Raw genomic sequence first — 19,911 nt, forward strand, 5'->3', positions numbered from 1 at the left:
GGGCGCGGCGTCACCGTGCGGTGAAGCGGCTTCCGCGTTACTTGGCGGCGGCCTTGGGCGGCTCGGGGGTGGCGTGCGGGGTGCACGTCACGTCCTTGCCGTCGGTCTTGCCGGTGAGGAGGTAGGCGTCGACGCGGTCGTTGACGCACGGGTTCTTCAGGCCCGTGACGCCGTGGGAGCCGGCGCCCTTCTCCACGATCAGCTGGGAGCCGCGGAAGCGCTTGTGCAGCTCGAGCGCGCCCTCGTACGGGGTGGCGGCGTCACGGTCGGCCTGGACGATGAGGGTCGCCGGCAGGCCCTTGTGGGTGGTGACCTCGACGGGGTTGTACTGCGGGCCCTTCCAGGTCGCGCAGGGGAGGTTCATCCAGGCGTTGGACCAGGTCATGAAGGGGGCCTGGCGGTGGATGCGGGTGTTGTCGCGGTCCCACTTGCGCCAGCTGGTGGGCCACTTGGCGTCGGCGCACTCGACCGCGGTGTAGACGGCGTTGCCGTTCTCCGAGGCGATGTTGCCCGCGGTGTCGCCCATGTCCGGGCCCGCCGCCTGGACGAGCGCCTTCTCGTCACCGGCACGGTACTTCTTCCAGGTGTCGGCGACCGAGATCCAGGAGGAGTCGTAGTAGGCGGCGCTCTGGAAGAAGCTGATCAGCTCGGCGGGGCCGACGACGCCGCCGATGGGCTGCTTCTTGGCGGCGGCGCGGAGCTTCTCCCACTCCTGCTGGACCTTGTCGCGGGTGTCGCCGATGTGGAAGACGGAGTCGTACTTGGCGACCCAGCTCTCCCAGTCCTTGAAGCGGCCCTCGAAGGCGATGTCCTGCTCGAGGTTGGCCTTGTACCAGATGTTGTCCCGGGCCGGGTTGACGACGCTGTCGACGACCATGCGGCGGACGTGGGACGGGAAGAGCGTGCCGTAGACGGCGCCGAGGTAGGTGCCGTAGGAGACGCCGAGGTAGTTGAGCTTCTTGTCGCCGAGGGCGGCGCGGATGACGTCCAGGTCCCGGGCGGTGTTCGGCGTGGTGAGGTACGGCAGGAGGTCGCCGCTGCGCTCGGCGCAGCCCTCGGCGTACTCCTTGGCCAGCTTGCGCTGGGCGCGCTTGTCGGCCTCGCTGTCGGGCACCGGGTCGGCCTTGGGGGCCTTGACGAACTCCTGGGGGTCGACACAGGAGATGGGGGCGGAGCGGCCCACACCGCGCGGGTCGAAGCCGACGAAGTCGTATGCCTTCGAGGTCTTGGCGTACAGCGGGTTCTTGGTCGTCACCTTGCGCGGGAACTTCAGCCCGGAACCGCCGGGGCCACCGGGGTTGTACACGAGCGAGCCCTGGCGCTCCTCGGCGGTGCCGGTGGAACGGGCACGGTCCACGGCGATCTTGATGGTGCGGCCGTCGGGCTTCGCGTAGTCGACCGGGACGGTCACGAAGCCGCACTGGATGGGCTTCTCCAGGCCCCAGTCGGCCGGGCAGTCCTGCCAGTCGACACCGGCCTTCTCCGCCCGCTCGGCGGCTATCTTCACGCCCTTGGCCTCGGCGGCGCCGCCCGGCACCGCCTGCGCCGCGCCGGCCGCCGGGGCGGTCAGGAACCCGGCGACGAGCGTACCGGCCACGACGGTGCCGGCCGCGATGGATATCGCGTTTGGTCTCACGTAGGAATCCCCCTGCTGAGTGCCGCCCGAGGCGGCTGTGATCACGCGGTCTGCAAGGGGGAATCCTTTCGCCTCCCATGCCACAAAGGACAGGGCGGAAGGGCGTTCTTTACCAACACGTAAACACGACGAAACACGGAGCGGCACATGAGGCGCCCTTCGCCCCAACTCCCTTTAAAACATCCGAGTTATGGCATTCAGCTCGGATAGCGCGGAATCAAGCATTTTGCGTAGGGCCAGCGCGTCCGGTGCCACCGCGCTCACCACCACGGCCGGGCCGGCGAGTGGGGTGAGGGCGGCCGTCCCGCCGAGCGGCCGGGGCGCCACCGGGTGCGTGCCGAAGCCGGGGTCGACGACGAGGAGTTGGCCCACGGCGCGGTGCCCGCCGAGCACCGCGCCGCCGTCCCAGCCGGGCGCCCCGGGCCCGTAGCACAGCTCCTGGTCGAACAGCGGGCGCCCGGCACGGCGCACGGTCAGCCGGGCGGCCAGCCGCCCCGGCCGCTCCCCCGCCCGGCCCAGGACCTGCTCCTCGCGCAGCACGAGGCGGGCGGTGGCGGCGAGGTCGACGCGGGTCGTCGTCCGCAGGTCGCTGCCCCGGGCCGAGATCAGCGGTTCGGGCAGCCAGCACAGGCGCGCGCCCTCACCCACGCCGATGAGCGTGTCGTAGGCGGCGGGCGCCCCCGTACGGCCCGGCAGGGCGATCGTGGCGGCGGTGGTGGTGAAGCGCAGCGCCGCGCCCGCGCCGATCTCCACGGTGAGCCCGAGCAGGTCCCCGCCGAGCGGCGCGCTCATGGCCCCGACGAGCGCCACCCGGGCCTCGGGCCCGCAGGGGCGCAGCCGGCGCAGCGCGAAGGGGCCGCCGCCCTCGAGCACGGGCAGCGCGGTGCCGCCCCTGCCGTCGGGCGCGGCGACGACGCGGGCGGCGGCGCGTAGCCCGTGGCCGGACGCCGGAAGGGTGGCGGCCCTCACGGCGTGGGCGCGGTCCACGCGGCCAGCTGAGCGCGCACCCAGTCGCGCACGGGCGCCACTCCGCCTTCCGTGGCCAGGGAGGTGAAGGCGACGGGCAGTTCACCGCGCTGGGCCTTGGCGTCGCGGGCCATGCCTTCGAGGTCGGCGCCGACGTAGGGGGCGAGGTCGGTCTTGTTGATCACGAGGAGGTCGGCGGTGGTGACGCCGGGGCCGCCCTTGCGGGGGATGTCGTCGCCGCCGGCGACGTCGATGACGAAGATCTGCGCGTCGACCAGGCCCTTGGAGAAGGTGGCGGTGAGGTTGTCGCCGCCGGATTCGACGAGGACGAGGTCGAGCGGGCCGACGGCGTCCTCGAGGTCCTCCACGGCCTCGAGGTTGGCGGAGATGTCGTCGCGGATGGCGGTGTGCGGGCAGGCCCCGGTCTCCACGGCGGTGATGCGCTCGGGCGGCAGCACGGCGTTGCGCAGCAGGAACTCGGCGTCCTCGCGGGTGTAGATGTCGTTGGTGACGACGGCGATGGACAGCTCGTCCCGCAGGGCCCGGCACAGCGCGGCGACGGTCGCGGTCTTCCCCGACCCGACGGGCCCGCCGAGCCCGACGCGCAGCGCACGCCGGTTCCCGTCGGGGCGCAGGGGGGAGGCGGCGCTGTAGGTGTGCCGGTGGGGGAAGGCGTCGGGGTGGTCGAGGTGCACGGTTCCTCCGGGAGTCAAAGGGGAGCAAGGGGAGCGGGGAAGCCCGACGGCTTACGAGGCGAAGAGCCGTACGGGCCACGCCGCGTGCTGTTCGGCGGTGATGTCGAGCAACGGCGCGGAAGGCGAGGGCAGGGCGTCGAGGCCCTCGTACCGGGCCCGCCGCGCCGCCTCGGCGGCGCGTTCGGCGACCCGGTCGAGCTCCGGCGCCAGGTGGGCCAGCACGGCGGTCGCGGCGAACGGATCGAGGCTCAGCAGCCGGACGACCGCGGTGGCGGGTCCGCTCACCGACTCGTACGCGGCGGCGTAGGCGGCGGCCGGCGGGCGCAGTCCGGCGGCGCGCGCGGCGAGGCCGAGCACGACCGGCTGGTGGGCGCCGCGCGGCCGGCCGGCGGCGAGGGCGTCGAGGGCGGGGGACGGCCACGCGGCGCGTGCGGCGCGCATCATCTGGCGGCCGAGCCGCCGGCCGGCGGTGCGCAGGGCCTGGGAGGGGGTGCGGGCGTCGGCGGCCTCGTCGAGCAGCAGCGGGTCGAGCCCGGCCGCGGCCGCGGCGGCGAGTCCGGCCGCGGCCAGCCCGGCGGTGTGCAGCCGCCCCCGGCAGAACTCCGCCATGGTCGCGGCGTCCGTCACCCTCCCGGCCTTCACGGCGGCTTCGGCGCCTGCCGAGTGCGCGTGGCCGCCGGCGGGGAAGCGCCCGTCCGCGAGCACGAGCAGGGCGCCGAGCCCACCCGTGGCGGCCGGTGCGCCCGTGGGGCCGGTGCCGTCGGGCGGGGTGGTGAGCGGGCGGGCCCGGTGAACGGTCATGTCGACACCCCGCGTCAGAAGAGGAAGTACCGCTGGGCCATCGGCAGTTCCACCGCCGGCCGCGGCTCGACGGCCTCTCCGTCGACGGTGACGGTGAAGGTGTCGGGGTCGACCTCGACGCGGGGCCGGGCGTCGTTGTTGCGCATGTCCGCCTTGGTGACGCCGCGCGTGGAGCGGATGGGGGTGAAGCGCTTGCCGAGGCCGAGCCGCTCGGGGAGGCCGTCGTCCATGGCCCACTGGGTGACGAAGTTGAGGGAGTTGGCGGCGGGGGCGCGGCCCAGCGCGCCGAACATGGGGCGCGCCAGGACGGGCTGGGGGGTGGGGATGGAGGCGTTGGCGTCGCCCATCTGCGCGTAGGCGATCTGGCCGCCCTTGATGACGAGCTGCGGCCGGACGCCGAAGAACGCCGGGTCCCACAGCACCAGGTCGGCGAGCTTGCCCGGCTCGACGGAGCCGATCTCGTGGTCCAGGCCCTGGGCGACGGCCGGGTTGATGGTGTATTTGGCGACGTAGCGCCGGGCCCGGGCGTTGTCGGCGGGGCCGTCGCCGGGCAGGGCGCCGCGCCGCTTCTTCATCACGTGCGCGGTCTGCCAGGTGCGCAGGACGACCTCGCCGATGCGGCCCATGGCCTGGGAGTCGGAGGAGATGATGGAGATCGCGCCGAGGTCGTGCAGGACGTCCTCGGCGGCGATCGTGCCGGGCCTGATGCGGGACTCGGCGAAGGCGAGGTCTTCGGGGACGGCCGGGTTGAGGTGGTGGCAGACCATCAGCATGTCGAGGTGTTCGTCGACGGTGTTGACGGTGTGCGGCCGGGTGGGGTTGGTGGAGCTGGGCAGGACGTTGGGCTCGGAGACCACGGTGATGATGTCGGGCGCGTGCCCGCCGCCCGCGCCCTCGGTGTGGTAGGCGTGCAGGGTGCGGCCGGCGATGGCGGCGAGGGTGTCGCCGACGAATCCGGCCTCGTTGAGGGTGTCGGTGTGGATGGCGAGCTGGGCGCCGCTCTCCTCGCACACGCTCAGGCAGGCGTCGATGACGGCCGGTGTGGCGCCCCAGTCCTCGTGGATCTTGAATCCGACGGCCCCCGCGCGCAGTTGGGCGCGCATCGAGTCGTAGGAGACGGTGTTGCCCTTGCCGAGGAGGCCGATGTTGAGCGGGTACCCCTCCAGGGCTTCGAACATCCGGGCGAGGTGCCAGGAGCCGGGGGTGATGGTCGTGGCCTTGCTGCCCTCGGCGGGCCCGGTGCCGCCGCCGACGAGGGTGGTGATGCCGGAGGCGAGGGCCTCGTCGGCCAGTTGGGGGCAGATGAAGTGGACATGGGCGTCGATGGCGCCGGCGGTGAGGATCCGGCCGTTGCCGGCGATGATCTCGGTCTCGGGGCCGATGACGAGGTCGGGGTGGACGCCGTCCATGGTGTCGGGGTTGCCGGCCTTGCCGACGCCGGTGATCCGGCCGTCGCGCAGGCCGACGTCGGCCTTGACCACGCCCCAGTGGTCCAGGACGACGGCCCCGGTGATGACGGTGTCGGGGGCGCCCTCGGCACGCGTCGCGCGGGACTGTCCCATGGACTCGCGGATGACCTTGCCGCCGCCGAAGACCGCCTCGTCCCCGGCGCGGCCGGGGCCGCCGCAGCGGTCCTCCTCGATCTCGATCAACAGGTCGGTGTCGGCGAGCCGGACGCGGTCGCCGGCGGTCGGCCCGTACAGGTCGGCGTAGTCGGCACGGGCGAGCTCAGGCATCGAGCGGTCCCCCGCACTCGCCGCGCAGGCCCTCGACGACGCGCTTGCCGCCGATGGGGACCAGGTCGACCTCGACGGGGATGCCCGGCTCGAAGCGCACGGCGGTGCCGGCGGCGATGTCCAGCCGCTTGCCGCGCGCGGCCGCCCGGTCGAAGCGCAGGCCGGGGTTGGCCTCGGCGAAGTGGTAGTGGGAGCCGACCTGTACGGGCCGGTCGGCGGCGTTGAGCACGACGAGCCGGGTGCGGTGCAGCCCCTCGTTGAGCCGTACGGGCTCGGTGGCGTGCAGTACCTGTCCGGGAATCATCCGCGTCGCTCCCCCGTCACGCGATGGGCTCGTGGACGGTGACGAGCTTCGTCCCGTCCGGGAAGGTGGCCTCGACCTGCACGTCGTGGAGCATCTCGGGGATGCCCTCCATGACCTCGTCGCGGGTGAGCACCTTGCGCCCGGAGGACATCAGCTCCGCCACACCGCGTCCGTCCCGGGCGCCCTCGAGGATGTGCGCGGTGATCAGGGCCACCGCTTCGGGGTGGTTGAGGCGCAGCCCGCGTGCCCTGCGCCGCTCCGCGACGTCGGCGGCCACATGAATGAGCAGTCGTTCCTGCTCGTGCGGGGATAGTTGCATACGTCCCACCTCAACACAGTGTTGACCTGGGGTTCTTGTGCCCGTGGCCACTGGTCGCAGATTAGGGCGCAACCTTTTCCAACGCGTTAACTGGACTGACTCATTCTTTACATGGCCATGACGCTGAGTGGCACGCGGTGCCTTCCGTCCCTCAGGGCCCCTCAGGCCCCCCTCAGTGCCGCGGGGCGTCGCCGGGGTCGCGGTGCTCGGCGGCGATGCCGAAGCGGTGGCGTTCGCCGGGAGCGGACGGGGCCGAGGGGCGGACCGAGGTGACCGTGCTGATCACGGGCTCGTCCGCAGCACTCCCGCCCGCGTCGATCTCCTCCAGTCGTCGCAGGTCAGCGGCGGACACCAGGGCGACCAGCGGCTTCCCGTGGCGCGTCACGACGACCCGCTCGCCGCCGTAGACAACGCGATTGATCAGCTCCGCCAGCTCGGCTCGGGCTTGCGTCACAGGAATTTCGTAGGCCATGCTCCCCATTCTAACGAGGTGTACATCCTGTACATTTTTTACAGACGACCGAGGAGAGGCTCAGCCATGGACCGACCCGCCGCCCGCTATGTCCTGCCCGAGTTCACCGAGCGCACCGCGCTGGGCACGCACACCCTGGACCCGTACGCCAAGCTGTTCTCCGAGCGCATCGTCATGCTCGGGACACCCCTCGACGACACGGCCGCCAACGATGTGATCGCGCAGCTGATGCACCTCGAATACGCGGCGCCCGAGCGGGACATCTCCCTCTACATCAATTCCCCCGGCGGCTCCTTCGGGGCCATGTGCGCCGTCCACGACACGATGCGCTTCATCAGCTGTGACATCGAGACCATCTGCCTGGGCCAGGCCGCCTCGGCCGCCGCCGTCCTGCTGGCGGCCGGCACCCCGGGCAAGCGCCTGCTGCTCCCGCACGCCCGGTTGCTCATCCACCAGCCGTCCCTCGCCGAACCCGTCCAGGGGCAGCCCTCGGACCTGGCGATCCAGGCCGCGGAGCTGCTGCGGGTCCGCGACGGCCTGGTGGAGATGCTGGCGCTGCACACCGGGCAGGACGCGGAGCGCGTGCGGCGGGACCTCGAGCGCGACACCTTCCTCGACGCCGAGGCGGCGGTGGCCTACGGCCTGGCCGACCGGATCATCACCGACCGCCGGCCGCTCGGCGCGCCGGCCGGGGCGAGGTGAGGCGGATGCCGTCGGAGAAGTGGCCCCCGGAGCTGACGCCGCTGCCCGCCCTGACCCGCGCCGAGGGCGAAGTGGTCGACCGCTATCTGGAAGTACTGGATCTCCTCGGCCGGATCAACCCGGCTCGCACGCAGGGCACGTACAGTGCGCTACGAGCCGCGCAGACGCTCGCGCTCGCGGCCGCCGGGCTGCGCGACGCGCTGACGGTCATGCACGAACGCGACGAACGCGAGATATACGGGGGAACGCTGGCGCGAGCGATGCGGGTCCTGGACGGCGAACGCCGGGCCCGGCGGGTGATGTTGCCGCCGGAGCCGCCGAACTGAGGAGCGGAAACATTCTTCCCCCGATCTCCTCCAGACAACGGATGCGATCGTAGACGACCCGCAGTGATCACTTCGGGCGGTGCGCGTACTCGACGCTCGAAGAGATCGCTTCGCCGCAGGTGACGAACTCAGCAGGGAAGGGTCACCACCACCAAATCGCCCCGTGTCCACCCGAATTGCCCAGAGGTGACGAGGGTCACATATGGTGGGATCCGCTCGGCTTGGGCGCCGGGACTGCGCCAAGATCCGTCCGACGACAAGACCCCGCCACCGCGGCGGGGCGGTCCGGGCGGACGCCGAACCCTGCCGCCGCCGGGGCGACTGGTCGACATAAGTGCACCGGCAGGGATGGAGGACCCGAGCACGACGGGACGGCGGGAGAGCGACAACTGCCGTACGTCCCTTGGGGTGAAGCCGCTCACGCGGCCGGGCATTCTTCGCCTGCCCGAACCCGACAGGTCATCCTTCACAGGCGGCTGACGAAGGGTTTGGCATGGGCGCGCACAAACGTCCCTCAATGCTGTCCAGGACGGGGGCTCTGCCCCTGTCCGTGAAATCCGCCCTGACTCTCGCGGCCGTCGGTGCCACGGTGCTGGCACCGGGCGCCACCAACGACGCGGAAGCCGCGACCATCTCCAACACGGCCCTGCAGATCGCGGCCTCGAAGGCGGGCTCCCCCTATCAGTGGGGCGCGACGGGTCCCTTCCGCTTCGACTGCTCCGGGCTGACCCAGTACTCCTTCAAGCGGGCCGGCAAGCAGCTGCCCCGCACCGCACAGGACCAGTACAACCGCGTCCGGCACATCCCCGGTCTCTCCCGCACCCGGGGCGACCTGGTGTTCTTCCACGGCCGCGGTGGCGTCTACCACGTGGGGATATACGCCGGGAACAACAGGATCTGGCACGCCCCCAAGACCGGATCGGTCGTCCGCCTCGAGCGCATCTGGACCCGTAGCGTCTCCTACGGCCGCGTGAACGGCTGACCCGCCGAGCGGGGCCCCGGCGCCCGGTGTCACCCACCCATCGCGCCGGACCTCGACCACGCCGCACCCGACGCGCCGAGCGCATCTTCCGTGGCAGCGGACCCGGCTGCCTTCCCGGTGCCCCACCGGCACCCGCGACACCCGCGAACCCACCGGTTCAGGAGCGCGCTCCACGAGAGCGCCGGGCCGGGCGGACCACCGCCCGGCCCTCCACGCGCTGCCGGTTCAGCGGACCGGCACCGGCGGCACCCTCCACGGCATACGGATCCACACGGTCTTGCCTCCGTCGGCGGTCGGCGTGACGCGGAGAGCGCCGCCATGCTCGGCGGTGAGAGAGCGGATGATCACCAGACCGCGTCCGTTGTCCTGCTGGACGGCGGCCGGCAGCCGCCTGGGGTGACAGGGATGGCTGTCCGTGACCCCGATCCGCAGCTCCTCGCCCCGCTCGAGGCGGACGTCCACCGTAAAGGTGGGCGACCGGCCGTGGGTGTGCTGCACGGCGTTGGTGGCCAGTTCGGAGACGATCAGCCGGACCGCGTCGGCGGCGTCCGTACCGGCGGGCAGGCCCCATTCCATGAGCACGTCCATGACATAGCGCCGGGCCGCGGAGACCGAGGCGGGGCTGCTCGGCAGAGTGACGGCTGCTTCCTGGTGATCTGCCATGGCGCTGTCCCTTTCCCACCGGTGCCGGACTCCGACGCGCGGCGTGCGGTGAAGTCGGAAAGCGGCTCCGGACGGCTCTTCGCGACAGCGTGCCACTGTTCACGGGTGCGATGGGCGCGATCCACCGGATTGTGGATATATCTGTCGCTCGAAGCGGTGAACTCTGCTACGAGAGACCGGATTTGGACGGCAGACTGGTCTATTGACTCTGACGAGTGGATTTGAGCGGCGGGGAGGAGAGCTGATGCGGAACGGACCCGCGGTGCGCCGTCGCAAACTCGGCGCGGAGCTGCGCCGGCAGCGGGAGCTGACCGGGATGACGAGCCGGGAGGCGGCGGGGGCGGTCGGCTGGCACCAGTCGAAGGTGAGCCGGATCGAGACGGGCATCAGCGGCGTGAAACCCGCGGACGTGGCCCGGCTGCTGGATGTGTACCGCGTCTCGGACCCGGAACTGAGGGCGCTGCTGGGAGCGCTGTGCGGGGCGGGGTCCAAGGACGCGGAGGGGTCCCGGCGCGGGTGGTGGTACGCCTACCGCGATCTGCTGCCTTCGGCGTATCTCGACTTCATCAGCCTGGAGTCGGAGGCGTCCCACGCCCGGACGCTGGAGACCACGGTGGTGCCCGGCCTGTTGCAGACGCGGGAGTACGCCAGGGCCGTGACCCGGGCCGCGCTGTGCGACCCGCCGGCGGAACAGGTCGAGGAGCTCGTCCGGGTGCGCATGGCCCGGCAGTCGGTGCTGGAAGGGGAGCGTCCGTTGCAGCTCCGCGCGGTGCTCGACGAGGCGGTGCTGCGGCACGAGGTCGGTGGCCCGGAGGTCATAGCGGGACAGTTGCGCCATCTGTTGGCCATGGGTTCGCTGCCGCATGTGCGGCTGCACGTGCTGCCGTTCACCAGTGGAAACCATATCGGCATCACCGGCCCTTTCGTTATCTTCTCCTTTCCGCGCATCGCCGATCTGGACGTGGTTGTTCTCGACCATTTGACGAGTAGCCTCTATCTGGAGCGCAAAGAGGACCTCCGGGCGTACGGCTCGGCGTTCACCACGCTCCAGGCGCACGCCCTCTCGCACGAGAACTCGTTGGATTACATCGCCGGGATCAGCGACGGCGCGTAAGGAGGCAACATGTCCGCAATGCCTCGGTACGTACCCTCTCCATCGGCTCACGCCGGCCGCTGCGACGCCGCGTGGCACCGCAGCAGCTACAGCACCGGCATGAACAACTGCGTCGAAACGGCAAGCCTGGGACCGCGGCAGCTCGCCGTGCGCGACTCCAAGCGCACGGCCGGGCCGGTTCTGCGGTTCTCGCCCGCCACCTGGTCCGCGTTCCTCATGGACCTGGGCCGCGCCCGCCGGGCCGGCGACGGAGGTACCGCCGTACGGAGTTGAGCGTTCAGGCGGCCGGCGCGGTCCGTACGATCGCGTCGGCCGCCGCCATGACCTGGGCGTCCGACAGATCCGCCCGCGCGGTCAGCCGCAGCCGCGAGACGCCGTCCGGCACGGACGGCGGCCGGAAGCAGCCGACGGCCAGCCCGGCCGCACGGCAGTCGGCCGCCCAGCGCACCGCCGCCGCGGGCGAGGGCGCCCGGACGGAGACCACCGCCGCGTCGGGGCGCACCGCCGTCAGCCCCGCCGCCGTCAACCGCCCGTGCAGTGCGGTGGCCACGGCCCGCACCCTGCCGGCCCGGCCGGGCTCGCGGCGCAGCACCTCAAGGCTCGCCAGCGCCGCGCCGGCCGCCGCCGGGGCGAGGCCGGTGTCGAAGATGAAGGTGCGGGCGGTGCTGACGAGGTGGTCGATGACCCGGGCGGGGCCGAGCACCGCACCGCCCTGGCTGCCGAGGGACTTGGAGAGCGTCACCGTGGCCACGACGTCCCCGTCGCCGGCCAGGCCCGCGGCGTGCACGGCGCCCCGGCCGCCCGCGCCGAGGACCCCCAGCCCGTGGGCGTCGTCCACGAGCAGCGCCGCGCCGCCCGACCGGCATGCCGCGGCGAGGGCGGGCAGGGGGGCGGCGTCGCCGTCGACGGAGAAGACCGAGTCGGTGACGGCGATCGCCCGGCCCCGGTGCGCGGCCAGGCTCTTGCGGACGGCCTCCGGGTCGGCGTGCGGCACGACGGTCCGCTCGGCGCGCGCCAGGCGGCAGCCGTCGATGAGCGAGGCGTGGTTGCCCTCGTCGCAGACCAGGAGGGTGCCCGAGCCCACGGACCCGGACAGGGCGGTGACGGCGGCGAGGTTCGCGGCGTAGCCGGAGGAGAAGACCAGGGCCGCTTCGAAGCCGCAGAACGCGGCGAGCTCCGCCTCCAGCCGGGCGTGCAGGGCGGTGCTGCCGGTGACCAGGCGGGAACCGGTGGCGCCCGCGCCCCAGCGGCGCGCCGCATCCGCCGCGGCCTCGGTGACCTCGGGGTGGTGGGTCAGGCCCAGGTAGTCGTTGCCGGCCAGGTCGAGGAGGGCGGAATCGGCCGCCCGGGGGCGGAGGGTGCGCACCAGACCCGCGGCCCGCAGCCGCTCGTGCTCCGCGTCGATCCAGTCGAACGGGTCCTGGGGCATCGGCCGTCCCTCGTCGTTTGGTGGGTTTGCATAAAACCTAGCCGTCGCCGGGCCGGGGCAGGATGTGGCGATACACACACCTCAAACGGACTCTGTTGTGCGATCTCTCCTTGGCCGGGGATGGTGGCGTAGGCGAGGATCTGCGCCATGGACCTGCTGAACACGCTGGTGGACAAGGGGTTGCGGCGGGAGCTGCCGACCCGCGAAGAGGCGCTCGCCGTGCTGGCGACCTCCGACGACGAGCTGCTCGACGTGGTGGCCGCGGCGGGGAAGGTACGCCGCAAGTGGTTCGGGCGGCGGGTGAAGCTCAACTATCTGGTCAACCTCAAGTCCGGGCTCTGCCCCGAGGACTGCTCGTACTGCTCTCAGCGGCTCGGCTCGAAGGCCGAGATCCTCAAGTACACCTGGCTCAAGCCGGACGAGGCGTCGAAGGCGGCGGCCGCCGGGGTCGCCGGCGGCGCCAAGCGGGTCTGCCTGGTGGCCAGTGGCCGCGGGCCCACCGACCGCGACGTCGACCGGGTCTCGAAGACCATCGAGGCGATCAAGGAGGAGAACGCGGACGTCGAGGTGTGCGCGTGTCTCGGGCTGCTCTCCGACGGCCAGGCGGAGCGACTGCGCGCCGCGGGTGCGGACGCCTACAACCACAACCTCAACACGTCCGAGGCGACGTACGCCGGCATCACCACCACCCACACCTACGCCGACCGGGTACAGACGGTGCAGCAGGCCCAGGCGGCGGGCATGTCCGCCTGCTCGGGGCTGATCGCGGGCATGGGCGAGAGCGACGCGGACCTGGTGGACGTGGTGTTCTCGCTGCGGGAGCTGGACCCGGACTCGGTGCCGGTCAACTTCCTCATCCCCTTCGAGGGGACGCCGCTGGCCAAGGAGTGGAACCTCACCCCGCAGCGCGCTCTGCGCATCCTGGCGATGGTGCGGTTCGTCTGCCCGGACGTGGAGGTGCGGCTGGCGGGCGGCCGTGAGGTGCACCTGCGCTCGATGCAGCCGCTGGCGCTGCACCTGGCCAATTCGATCTTCCTCGGCGACTACCTGACGAGCGAGGGCCAGGAGGGCAAGGCCGACCTGGCGATGATCGCGGACGCGGGCTTCGAGGTGGAGGGCACGGGCACCACGACGCTGCCCGGGCACCGCGCGGACGCCCTCGCGGGCGCGGGCTGCGGCTCGCGCGGCGCGAGCGGCTGCGGCTCGCACGGCGCCGGGGAGAGCGCGGCCGGCGGTTGCGGCTCGCACGGCGCCGGCGGCTGCGGGCCGTGCGGCGACGGGGGCGCGGCCGGGGAGCCGGCGGCGGCCGGGGCCGACGAGGCCCGTACGGACCTGGTGGCCGTGCGCCGCCGGGGCGCGGGGACGGACCTGCCGCCCAATGCCTGAGCCGCTCACCGCGGGCGAGTTGCTCGCCCTGGACAAGCAGCACGTCTGGCACCCCTACGGTCCGATGCCGGGGCGGGTCGACCCGCTGGTCGTGGAGTCCGCGTCCGGGGTACGGCTCCGGCTCGCCGAACCGGTCGCCGGGGTGCGCGAGCTGGTCGACGGGATGTCCTCGTGGTGGTCCGCCCTCCACGGTTACAACCACCCGCGGCTCAACGAGGCGGCGCGGGACCAGCTCGAACGCGTGAGCCATGTGATGTTCGGCGGGCTCACGCACGAGCCCGCCGTGCGGCTCGCCAAGCGGCTGGTGGACATCACGCCCGACCAGCTCGAGCACGTCTTCCTCTCCGACTCCGGCTCGGTGTCGGTCGAGGTCGCCGTGAAGATGTGCCTGCAGTACTGGCGGTCGGTGGGACAGCCGCGCAAGCAACGGCTGCTGACCTGGCGGGGCGGCTACCACGGCGACACCTGGCAGCCGATGTCGGTGTGCGACCCGGACGGCGGGATGCACGCGCTGTGGTCCGGGGCCCTGCCCCGACAGGTTTTCGCGGACGCGCCCCCCACCGGCTTCGACGCCGCGCCGGATCCGGCGTACGCCGCTCATGTGCGGGAGCTGATCGGGCGGCACGCCGAGGAGCTCGCCGCGGTGATCGTCGAGCCGGTGGTGCAGAACGCGGGCGGCATGCGCTTCCACTCCCCCGCCTACCTCACGATGCTGCGCGAGGCGTGCGACGAGCACGACGTGCTGCTGATCTTCGACGAGATCGCGACGGGCTTCGGCCGCACGGGCGTGCTGTTCGCGGCGGAGCACGCGGGCGTCTCCCCCGATGTGATGTGCGTGGGCAAGGCGCTGACCGGCGGTTATCTGTCGTTGGCCGCGACGCTGTGCACGACGCGGGTGGCACAGGGCATCTCGCGGGGCGAGGTGCCGGTGCTGGCGCACGGTCCGACGTTCATGGGCAATCCGCTGGCCTGCGCGGTCGCGAACGCCTCGCTCGAGCTGCTGCTCTCGCAGGACTGGCAGTTGGAGGTCAAGCGGATCGAGGCCGGGCTGCGCGACGGGCTGGCCGCCGCGGCCGAGGTGCCGGGCGTACGGGACGTACGCGTCCTCGGCGCGATCGGCGTCGTCCAGCTCGACCATCCCGTGGACATGGCGGCGGCGACGCGGGCGGCGGTCGCGAAGGGCGTGTGGCTGCGGCCGTTCGGGGACCTGATCTACACCATGCCGCCGTTCATCACCTCCGACGAGGACCTGGCGAGGATCTGCGCCGGGGTGCGCGCCGCCGCCCGTCAGGGCTGACCGGGACGGCGGCAAGCGCCATGGGAACGGAACGCGAGAGAACGGAGCGCACAGCATGACGGTCATGGTCGTCACGGGAACGGGCACGGAGGTCGGCAAGACCGTGGTGACGGCCGCCGTCGCGGCGGCGGCCCTGGCGGCCGGCCACTCGGTGGCGGTGCTCAAGCCCGCCCAGACCGGGGTCGCGCCGGACGAGCCGGGGGACGTCGCGGAGGTGCTGCGGCTCGCCGGGCCGGTCACCGGTGTCGAACTGGCGCGCTTCCCGGAGCCGTTGGCGCCCGCCACCGCCGCCCGCCGGGCCGGCCTGGCGCCGGTGCCTCCGCGGGAGATCGTGCGCGCGGCGGGCGAGCTGGCCGCCTCCCACGACCTGGTCCTCGTCGAGGGCGCGGGCGGGCTGCTCGTACGGCTGGACGAGGCCGGCTCGACGCTCGCGGACGCGGCCCGGCTGCTGGACGTGCCGGTACTGATCGTCGCGCAGGCGGGGCTGGGCACGCTCAACGCCACGGCGCTGACCGCCGAGGCCCTGCGCTCGCGCGGCCTGCGCTGTGCGGGCGTGGTGATCGGCAGTTGGCCGGCCACGCCCGACCTCGCCGCCCGCTGCAACCTCGCCGACCTGCCCGAGGCGGCCCGGGCGCCCTTGCTGGGGGCCGTCCCGGAGGGCGCGGGCACGCTGCCCCCCGGCGACTTCCGCGCGATGGCGACGAGCTGGCTGGCACCGCGGCTGTCCGGCGTCTGGGACGCGGAACGCTTCGCGCAGGAGCAGCGCTAGGGCGCGGGGCGGAAACGGCGAAGCGGCGGGGAGGGGATAAATCCCCTGGCCGGGGAACAATCGCGGTAGCCGTCGTATCCCCGGAAAGGGGTGCCCCATGCCGCTCCGCAGCACCAGAACACCGCACGACGCCGTGCACCATCCGGTCTTCGCCCGCGTCTACGCCAAGTGGAGCCCGGTCATCGACGAGCGGGCCAATGTGGGCGCGCACCGCAGGGACCTGCTGGCGGGGCTCTCCGGGAGGGTCATCGAGATCGGCGCCGGCAACGGTCTGAACTTCGCCCACTACCCCGGCACCGTCTCGGAGGTGGTGGCGATCGAGCCGGAGCGGCGGCTGCGCCGGCTGGCGGTGGACGCGGCGGTCCGGGCGGGCGTGCCGGTGGACGTGGTGCCGGGCGTGGCGGAGGCGCTGCCGGTCAAGAGCGAGGCGTTCGACGCGGCCGTGGTGTCCTTGGTGCTGTGCTCGGTGCGGGACGTGCGGCGCTCGCTGGCGGAGCTGCGGCGTGTGCTGAAGCCGGGCGGCGAGCTGCGGTTCTTCGAACACGGCATCGCGCGGGGGCGGGTGCTGGCGGATGTGCAGCGGGCCTTGGACCGCACGGTGTGGCCGCTGCTGTTCGGCGGCTGTCACACCGCCCGTGATCCGCTGGCGTCGATCGAGGCGGCGGGGTTCGACATGGGCGACTACCGACGGCTGCGGGTGCCGCGGAGCAGAGTGCCGATGCCGGCTTCCTCGTGCGTGCTGGGGGTGGCCCGGCGCCCGGCCGAGCCGGGGCCCTGAGTGCCCGCCGAGTGAGCCGGCTCACGAAGGAGGGCCCCCACCGGACAAACGGAGCCATCCTCCGGTACGTTGCTTCCCAACGACATCCAGGGGGTTTCTCATGTCACGTCCGTTCCGCTTCGCCGTCAACATGCTCGACAGCGGTACCTCCGCCGAATGGCGTGCGAAGTGCCGTCGGGCCGAGGCGATGGGCTATGACGTCATCCTCGTGCCCGACCACCTCGGCATGCCCGCGCCGTTCCCCTCGCTCGTGGCCGCCGCCGAGGCCACCGAGCGCCCGCGCGTGGGCACGTTCGTCCTCAACGCGGGCTTCTACAACCCCGCGCTGCTGGCGCGGGAGGTGGCCTCCACCGATCAGCTCACGGGCGGCAGACTGGAGTTGGGGCTGGGCACCGGTTACGTCCAGGCCGAACACGACAGTGCCGGACTGCCGTTCGGCTCGCCGCGCGAGCGGGTCGACCACCTGGAGCGCACGGTCACCGAGCTGAACCGGCTGCTCGCCGACCCGGAGCACCGGCCGGCGACGGCACAGTCGCCGCGCCCCCCGCTGCTGCTCGGCGGCAACGGCAACCGCGTGCTGCGGCTGACGGCCCGGCACGCGGACATCGCGGCCTTCACCGGCGGGGCGACCGGGCCGGACGGGGCGCTGCGGCTGATCAGCCCCACCGAGCTGGAGGAGCGCGTGGCGGCCTACCGCGGCTTCGAGGGCGACCGGGCCGAGCCCGCCGAGCTCAACTACCTGGTGCAGATCGTGGTGGCCGGCGGTGACCCACGCGCCAAGATCCGCGACCTGATGGGCCATGTGGGGGACATGTCCGAGGACGAGGTCCTGGAGCACCCCGCCCTGCTGGCCGGCTCGGTGAAGGAGATCGCCGAGCGCGTCCGGGGCCACCGCGAGCGCTTCGGCTTCAGCTACTTCACGGTGCTGGAGCCGTACATGGAGGCGTTCGCCCCCGTGATCGAGGAGCTCCGGGGCTGACTCGCCCGCGGCTTTGCCGGTCCTTTACCCTTGAGGGTCAGCCACCGGGTCCACCGGTGACCTCCCAGCGAAAGGTGTGAGCGTCCGCCCATGGGCGAGCCCCCCAGTAGTCCCCGGAGCCGACATCGCGCGGTCCCTCCTCCCCTGCCCGATCATGGGACGGAGGTGAACCGATGACCGAAGTCCTCCTCCTGGTGCTCGCCCTGCTCCTGACGCTCGCCTGCGCCGTCTTCGTGGCGGCGGAGTTCTCGCTCACCACCGTCGAGCGCGCCGAGCTGGAGCGGGCGGCCGAGCGCGGTGAGCGCGGCGCCGAAGGCGCCCTCAAGGCCGTCCGCGGTCTCACCTTCCAGCTCTCCGGCGCCCAGCTCGGCATCACCGTCACGGGCCTGATCATCGGCATGATCTCCAAGCCGTCGATCGCGGCGCTGCTCACGGGCCCCGTCGAGGCGCTCGGCCTGCCCGCCTCGGCGGCGTCCTCGGCGGCCCTGATCCTGGGCACCGTGATCTCCACGGTGGTGCTGATGGTCGTCGGGGAGCTCGTCCCCAAGAACTGGGCGATCTCCCGGCCGCTGCCGGTGGCGAAGCGGGTCGCGGGCCCGCAGCGCGCCTTCAGCGCCGCCTTCCGCCCGCTGATCCGGCACCTGAACAACAGCGCCAACCACGTCGTGCGCCGCATGGGCCTGGAGCCCGCCGAGGAGCTCGCCACCGCGCGCGGCCCCCGGGAGCTCGCCGCCCTGGCCCGGCACTCCGCCAAGGAGGGGGCGCTGGAGGCGGACACCGCCGAGCTGTTCGTCCGCACCCTCAACCTCGCCGACCTCACGGCCGAGAACGTCATGACCCCGCGCGTCCAGGTCACCGCCCTCGACGCCCGGGCCACCGCCGAGGACGTCGCCGACGCCACCCGGGCCACCGGCCTGTCGCGCTTCCCCGTCTACCGGGGCAGCCTCGACGCGGTCGTCGGCATCGCCCACATCAAGGACGTGCTCGCCATACCGGCCGAGCAGCGCCACCACCGTCCCGTCACCACGTTCCTGCGGCAACCGCTGCTGGTCCCGGAGTCGCTGACCGTGGACCGGCTGCTGGACCGGCTCTCCGCCAAGCGCAGCATGGCCGTGGTCATCGACGAGTACGGCGGCACGGCCGGCGTGGTCACCCTGGAGGACATCATCGAGGAGGTCGTCGGCGAGGTCCGCGACGAGCACGACCCGCACGAGCTGCCCGACCTGGCCCCGGCCGGCGAGGACGGCGGGGGCCGCACGCTCTACGACGCCGACGGCGCCACCCGCACCGACCAGCTCGAGCACATCGGGCTGCGGGCACCGGACGGCCCGTACGAGACCCTGGCCGGCCTCGTCGCCACCGTGCTCGGCCGCATCCCGGCCGAGGGCGACACGGTGGAGGTCGCCGGCTGGCGGATCGAGGTGACCGACGCGTCCGGGCGGCGCGCCGCCCGCGTGCGGCTGACCGCCCCGCTGCCGCCCGGCGCCGACGCCGCCCCTGGTGACGGAGCCGGCCGATGACCGTGATCCAACTGCTGATCGGGCTGGCGACGCTGGTCGCCAACGCCTTCTTCGTCGGCGCGGAGTTCGGCATGATCTCCGTGCGCCGCAGCCAGATCGAGCCGTACGCCGAACGCGGCGACCGGCGGGCCCGCAGCGTGCTGTGGGGCCTGCGGAACGTCTCGGCGCTGATGGCGGCCGCACAGCTCGGCATCACCCTGTGCACGCTGGTGCTGGGCATCGTCGCCGAACCGGCCATCGCCCACCTGCTGGAGCCGCTCTTCCACGTGGTGGGGCTGCCGCACGGGCTCGTCCACCCGGTGTCGTTCGTGATCGCGCTGGCCGTGGCGACGTACCTGCACATGCTCTTCGGCGAGATGGTGCCCAAGAACATCGCGCTGGCCGAGCCGGTGCGCACCGCGCTGCTGCTCGGCCCGCCGCTGGTGACGCTGGCGCGGGCGCTGCGCCCGTTCGTCTTCGCGATCAACGGGCTGGCGAACGGGCTCCTGAAGCTGCTGCGCGTCGAACCGAAGAACGAGGTGTCGGCCGTCTTCTCGGACGACCAGCTCGCCCGCATGGTCGCCGACTCCAGCGAGGCCGGGCTGCTGGACCAGCGCGCCACCAGGCGCCTGCGGGACGCCCTGGGGCTGGGCAAGCGCCCCGTGGGGGACGTCGTGCTGCCCATCGAGCGCGTGGTCTCCACCCGCTTCGGGGTCACGCCCGAGGAACTGGAGCGGCTCGCCGCCTCCTCCGGCTTCTCCCGCTTCCCCGTCGTCGACGACGCCGGGCGCATCCTGGGCTATCTGCACGTCAAGGACGCCCTGGACGCCAAGCCCCGCGACATGCCCTTCCCGCTGCGCCGGATGCGCCCCATCGCCCGGGTACGGGCGGACACCCCGCTGGACGACGTGATCCCGGCGATGAGCCGCACGGGCGCCCACCTCGCGGCGGTCATCGGCGAGGACAACCGGCTGACCGGCCTGGTCACCCTCGAGGACGTGCTGCGCCAGCTGGTCGCCCCGCGGCAGTGAGCACGGCCGCGGCGTCCGCCCCGTCCG

At 72.9% G+C, this 19,911-nt stretch carries 22 protein-coding genes and 1 riboswitch; of the genes, 12 read left to right on the forward strand and 10 right to left on the reverse strand.

What is annotated here, in order from left to right; all coding sequences use genetic code 11:
• Positions 1-37: 37 nt before the first annotated feature.
• From ABZ956_RS19495 to ABZ956_RS19530, 8 genes are all read right to left on the reverse strand, one after another.
• The gene (locus ABZ956_RS19495; RefSeq protein ID WP_361895149.1) at positions 38-1,621 is read right to left on the reverse strand and encodes an alpha/beta hydrolase; all 1,584 of its coding nucleotides are present in this window, start codon (positions 1,619-1,621) and stop codon (positions 38-40) included.
• Between the two features lie 189 nt (positions 1,622-1,810).
• Complete coding sequence (locus ABZ956_RS19500) at positions 1,811-2,623, reverse strand: urease accessory protein UreD (RefSeq protein WP_361894809.1); 813 nt, start codon at positions 2,621-2,623, stop codon at positions 1,811-1,813.
• Complete coding sequence (ureG, locus tag ABZ956_RS19505; RefSeq protein ID WP_361894812.1) at positions 2,602-3,297, reverse strand: urease accessory protein UreG; 696 nt, start codon at positions 3,295-3,297, stop codon at positions 2,602-2,604. The genes ABZ956_RS19500 and ureG overlap by 22 nt, the downstream gene beginning before the upstream one ends.
• A 51-nt stretch (positions 3,298-3,348) precedes the next feature.
• A complete protein-coding gene (locus ABZ956_RS19510) occupies positions 3,349-4,098 on the reverse strand; it encodes an urease accessory UreF family protein (protein ID WP_361894815.1) in 750 nt (249 codons plus the stop codon).
• Positions 4,099-4,112: 14 nt separating this feature from the next.
• Entirely contained in the window at positions 4,113-5,834 is a 1,722-nt protein-coding gene (locus ABZ956_RS19515) for an urease subunit alpha (protein WP_361894818.1), read from the reverse strand.
• The gene (locus ABZ956_RS19520; protein WP_361894821.1) at positions 5,827-6,138 is read right to left on the reverse strand and encodes an urease subunit beta; all 312 of its coding nucleotides are present in this window, start codon (positions 6,136-6,138) and stop codon (positions 5,827-5,829) included. The genes ABZ956_RS19515 and ABZ956_RS19520 overlap by 8 nt, the downstream gene beginning before the upstream one ends.
• A gap of 16 nt (positions 6,139-6,154) precedes the next feature.
• The gene (locus ABZ956_RS19525) at positions 6,155-6,457 is read right to left on the reverse strand and encodes an urease subunit gamma (RefSeq protein WP_071964556.1); all 303 of its coding nucleotides are present in this window, start codon (positions 6,455-6,457) and stop codon (positions 6,155-6,157) included.
• A gap of 172 nt (positions 6,458-6,629) precedes the next feature.
• Complete coding sequence (locus ABZ956_RS19530) at positions 6,630-6,929, reverse strand: type II toxin-antitoxin system Phd/YefM family antitoxin (RefSeq protein WP_361894825.1); 300 nt, start codon at positions 6,927-6,929, stop codon at positions 6,630-6,632.
• Between the two features lie 66 nt (positions 6,930-6,995).
• Between ABZ956_RS19530 and ABZ956_RS19535 the strand changes: the two genes are divergently transcribed.
• The 3 genes from ABZ956_RS19535 (at position 6,996) to ABZ956_RS19545 (ending at position 8,939) form a co-directional block, all read left to right on the forward strand.
• Positions 6,996-7,631: an ATP-dependent Clp protease proteolytic subunit gene (locus ABZ956_RS19535; RefSeq protein ID WP_361894828.1), complete on the forward strand. Its 636-nt coding sequence runs from the start codon at positions 6,996-6,998 to the stop codon at positions 7,629-7,631.
• A 5-nt stretch (positions 7,632-7,636) separates the two neighbouring features.
• Positions 7,637-7,957 carry a hypothetical protein gene (locus ABZ956_RS19540; RefSeq protein WP_361894831.1) on the forward strand — a complete coding sequence of 107 codons (321 nt, stop codon included), beginning with the start codon at positions 7,637-7,639 and terminating at the stop codon, positions 7,955-7,957.
• Positions 7,958-8,241: 284 nt separating this feature from the next.
• Positions 8,242-8,447: riboswitch (cyclic di-AMP (ydaO/yuaA leader) on the forward strand.
• Between the two features lie 3 nt (positions 8,448-8,450).
• Positions 8,451-8,939, forward strand: coding sequence for a C40 family peptidase (locus ABZ956_RS19545; protein WP_361894834.1), 489 nt, complete (start codon positions 8,451-8,453; stop codon positions 8,937-8,939).
• 225 nt (positions 8,940-9,164) lie between these two features.
• Here the strand turns inward: ABZ956_RS19545 and ABZ956_RS19550 are convergent, their stop codons facing one another.
• The gene (locus tag ABZ956_RS19550) at positions 9,165-9,602 is read right to left on the reverse strand and encodes an ATP-binding protein (RefSeq protein ID WP_361894837.1); all 438 of its coding nucleotides are present in this window, start codon (positions 9,600-9,602) and stop codon (positions 9,165-9,167) included.
• A gap of 244 nt (positions 9,603-9,846) precedes the next feature.
• Here ABZ956_RS19550 and ABZ956_RS19555 point away from each other — a divergent pair, with 244 nt between their 5' ends.
• Positions 9,847-10,716 carry a helix-turn-helix transcriptional regulator gene (locus ABZ956_RS19555; protein WP_361894840.1) on the forward strand — a complete coding sequence of 290 codons (870 nt, stop codon included), beginning with the start codon at positions 9,847-9,849 and terminating at the stop codon, positions 10,714-10,716.
• 9 nt (positions 10,717-10,725) lie between these two features.
• Positions 10,726-10,989: a DUF397 domain-containing protein gene (locus ABZ956_RS19560; RefSeq protein ID WP_361894842.1), complete on the forward strand. Its 264-nt coding sequence runs from the start codon at positions 10,726-10,728 to the stop codon at positions 10,987-10,989.
• 4 nt (positions 10,990-10,993) lie between these two features.
• On the opposite strand, the gene ABZ956_RS19565 is transcribed toward ABZ956_RS19560, so the two are convergent.
• Positions 10,994-12,145, reverse strand: a complete 1,152-nt coding sequence (locus tag ABZ956_RS19565) for an 8-amino-7-oxononanoate synthase (protein ID WP_361894845.1) — start codon at positions 12,143-12,145, stop codon at positions 10,994-10,996.
• 147 nt (positions 12,146-12,292) lie between these two features.
• On the opposite strand from ABZ956_RS19565, the gene bioB reads away from it, so the two are divergent.
• The 7 genes from bioB to ABZ956_RS19600 all read left to right on the forward strand — a co-directional run bounded on the left by bioB (position 12,293) and on the right by ABZ956_RS19600 (position 19,884).
• Complete coding sequence (gene bioB, locus ABZ956_RS19570) at positions 12,293-13,531, forward strand: biotin synthase BioB (protein ID WP_361894848.1); 1,239 nt, start codon at positions 12,293-12,295, stop codon at positions 13,529-13,531.
• The gene (locus ABZ956_RS19575; RefSeq protein ID WP_361894851.1) at positions 13,524-14,828 is read left to right on the forward strand and encodes an adenosylmethionine--8-amino-7-oxononanoate transaminase; all 1,305 of its coding nucleotides are present in this window, start codon (positions 13,524-13,526) and stop codon (positions 14,826-14,828) included. Before bioB ends, ABZ956_RS19575 begins: the two co-directional genes overlap by 8 nt.
• Positions 14,829-14,883: 55 nt before the next feature.
• Positions 14,884-15,597 carry a dethiobiotin synthase gene (bioD, locus tag ABZ956_RS19580; RefSeq protein WP_361894854.1) on the forward strand — a complete coding sequence of 238 codons (714 nt, stop codon included), beginning with the start codon at positions 14,884-14,886 and terminating at the stop codon, positions 15,595-15,597.
• 97 nt (positions 15,598-15,694) lie between these two features.
• A complete protein-coding gene (locus ABZ956_RS19585; RefSeq protein WP_361894857.1) occupies positions 15,695-16,375 on the forward strand; it encodes a methyltransferase domain-containing protein in 681 nt (226 codons plus the stop codon).
• 100 nt (positions 16,376-16,475) lie between these two features.
• On the forward strand, positions 16,476-17,354 hold the full coding sequence (locus tag ABZ956_RS19590) for an LLM class F420-dependent oxidoreductase (RefSeq protein ID WP_361894860.1): 879 nt from the start codon (positions 16,476-16,478) through the stop codon (positions 17,352-17,354).
• Between the two features lie 173 nt (positions 17,355-17,527).
• Entirely contained in the window at positions 17,528-18,874 is a 1,347-nt protein-coding gene (locus ABZ956_RS19595) for a hemolysin family protein (RefSeq protein WP_361894863.1), read from the forward strand.
• The gene (locus ABZ956_RS19600; RefSeq protein ID WP_361894866.1) at positions 18,871-19,884 is read left to right on the forward strand and encodes a hemolysin family protein; all 1,014 of its coding nucleotides are present in this window, start codon (positions 18,871-18,873) and stop codon (positions 19,882-19,884) included. Before ABZ956_RS19595 ends, ABZ956_RS19600 begins: the two co-directional genes overlap by 4 nt.
• Positions 19,885-19,911: the final 27 nt, after the last annotated feature.

It is taken from the genome of Streptomyces sp. NPDC046261 (assembly GCF_040646235.1).
Taxonomy (GTDB): Bacteria; Actinomycetota; Actinomycetes; order Streptomycetales; family Streptomycetaceae; genus Streptomyces.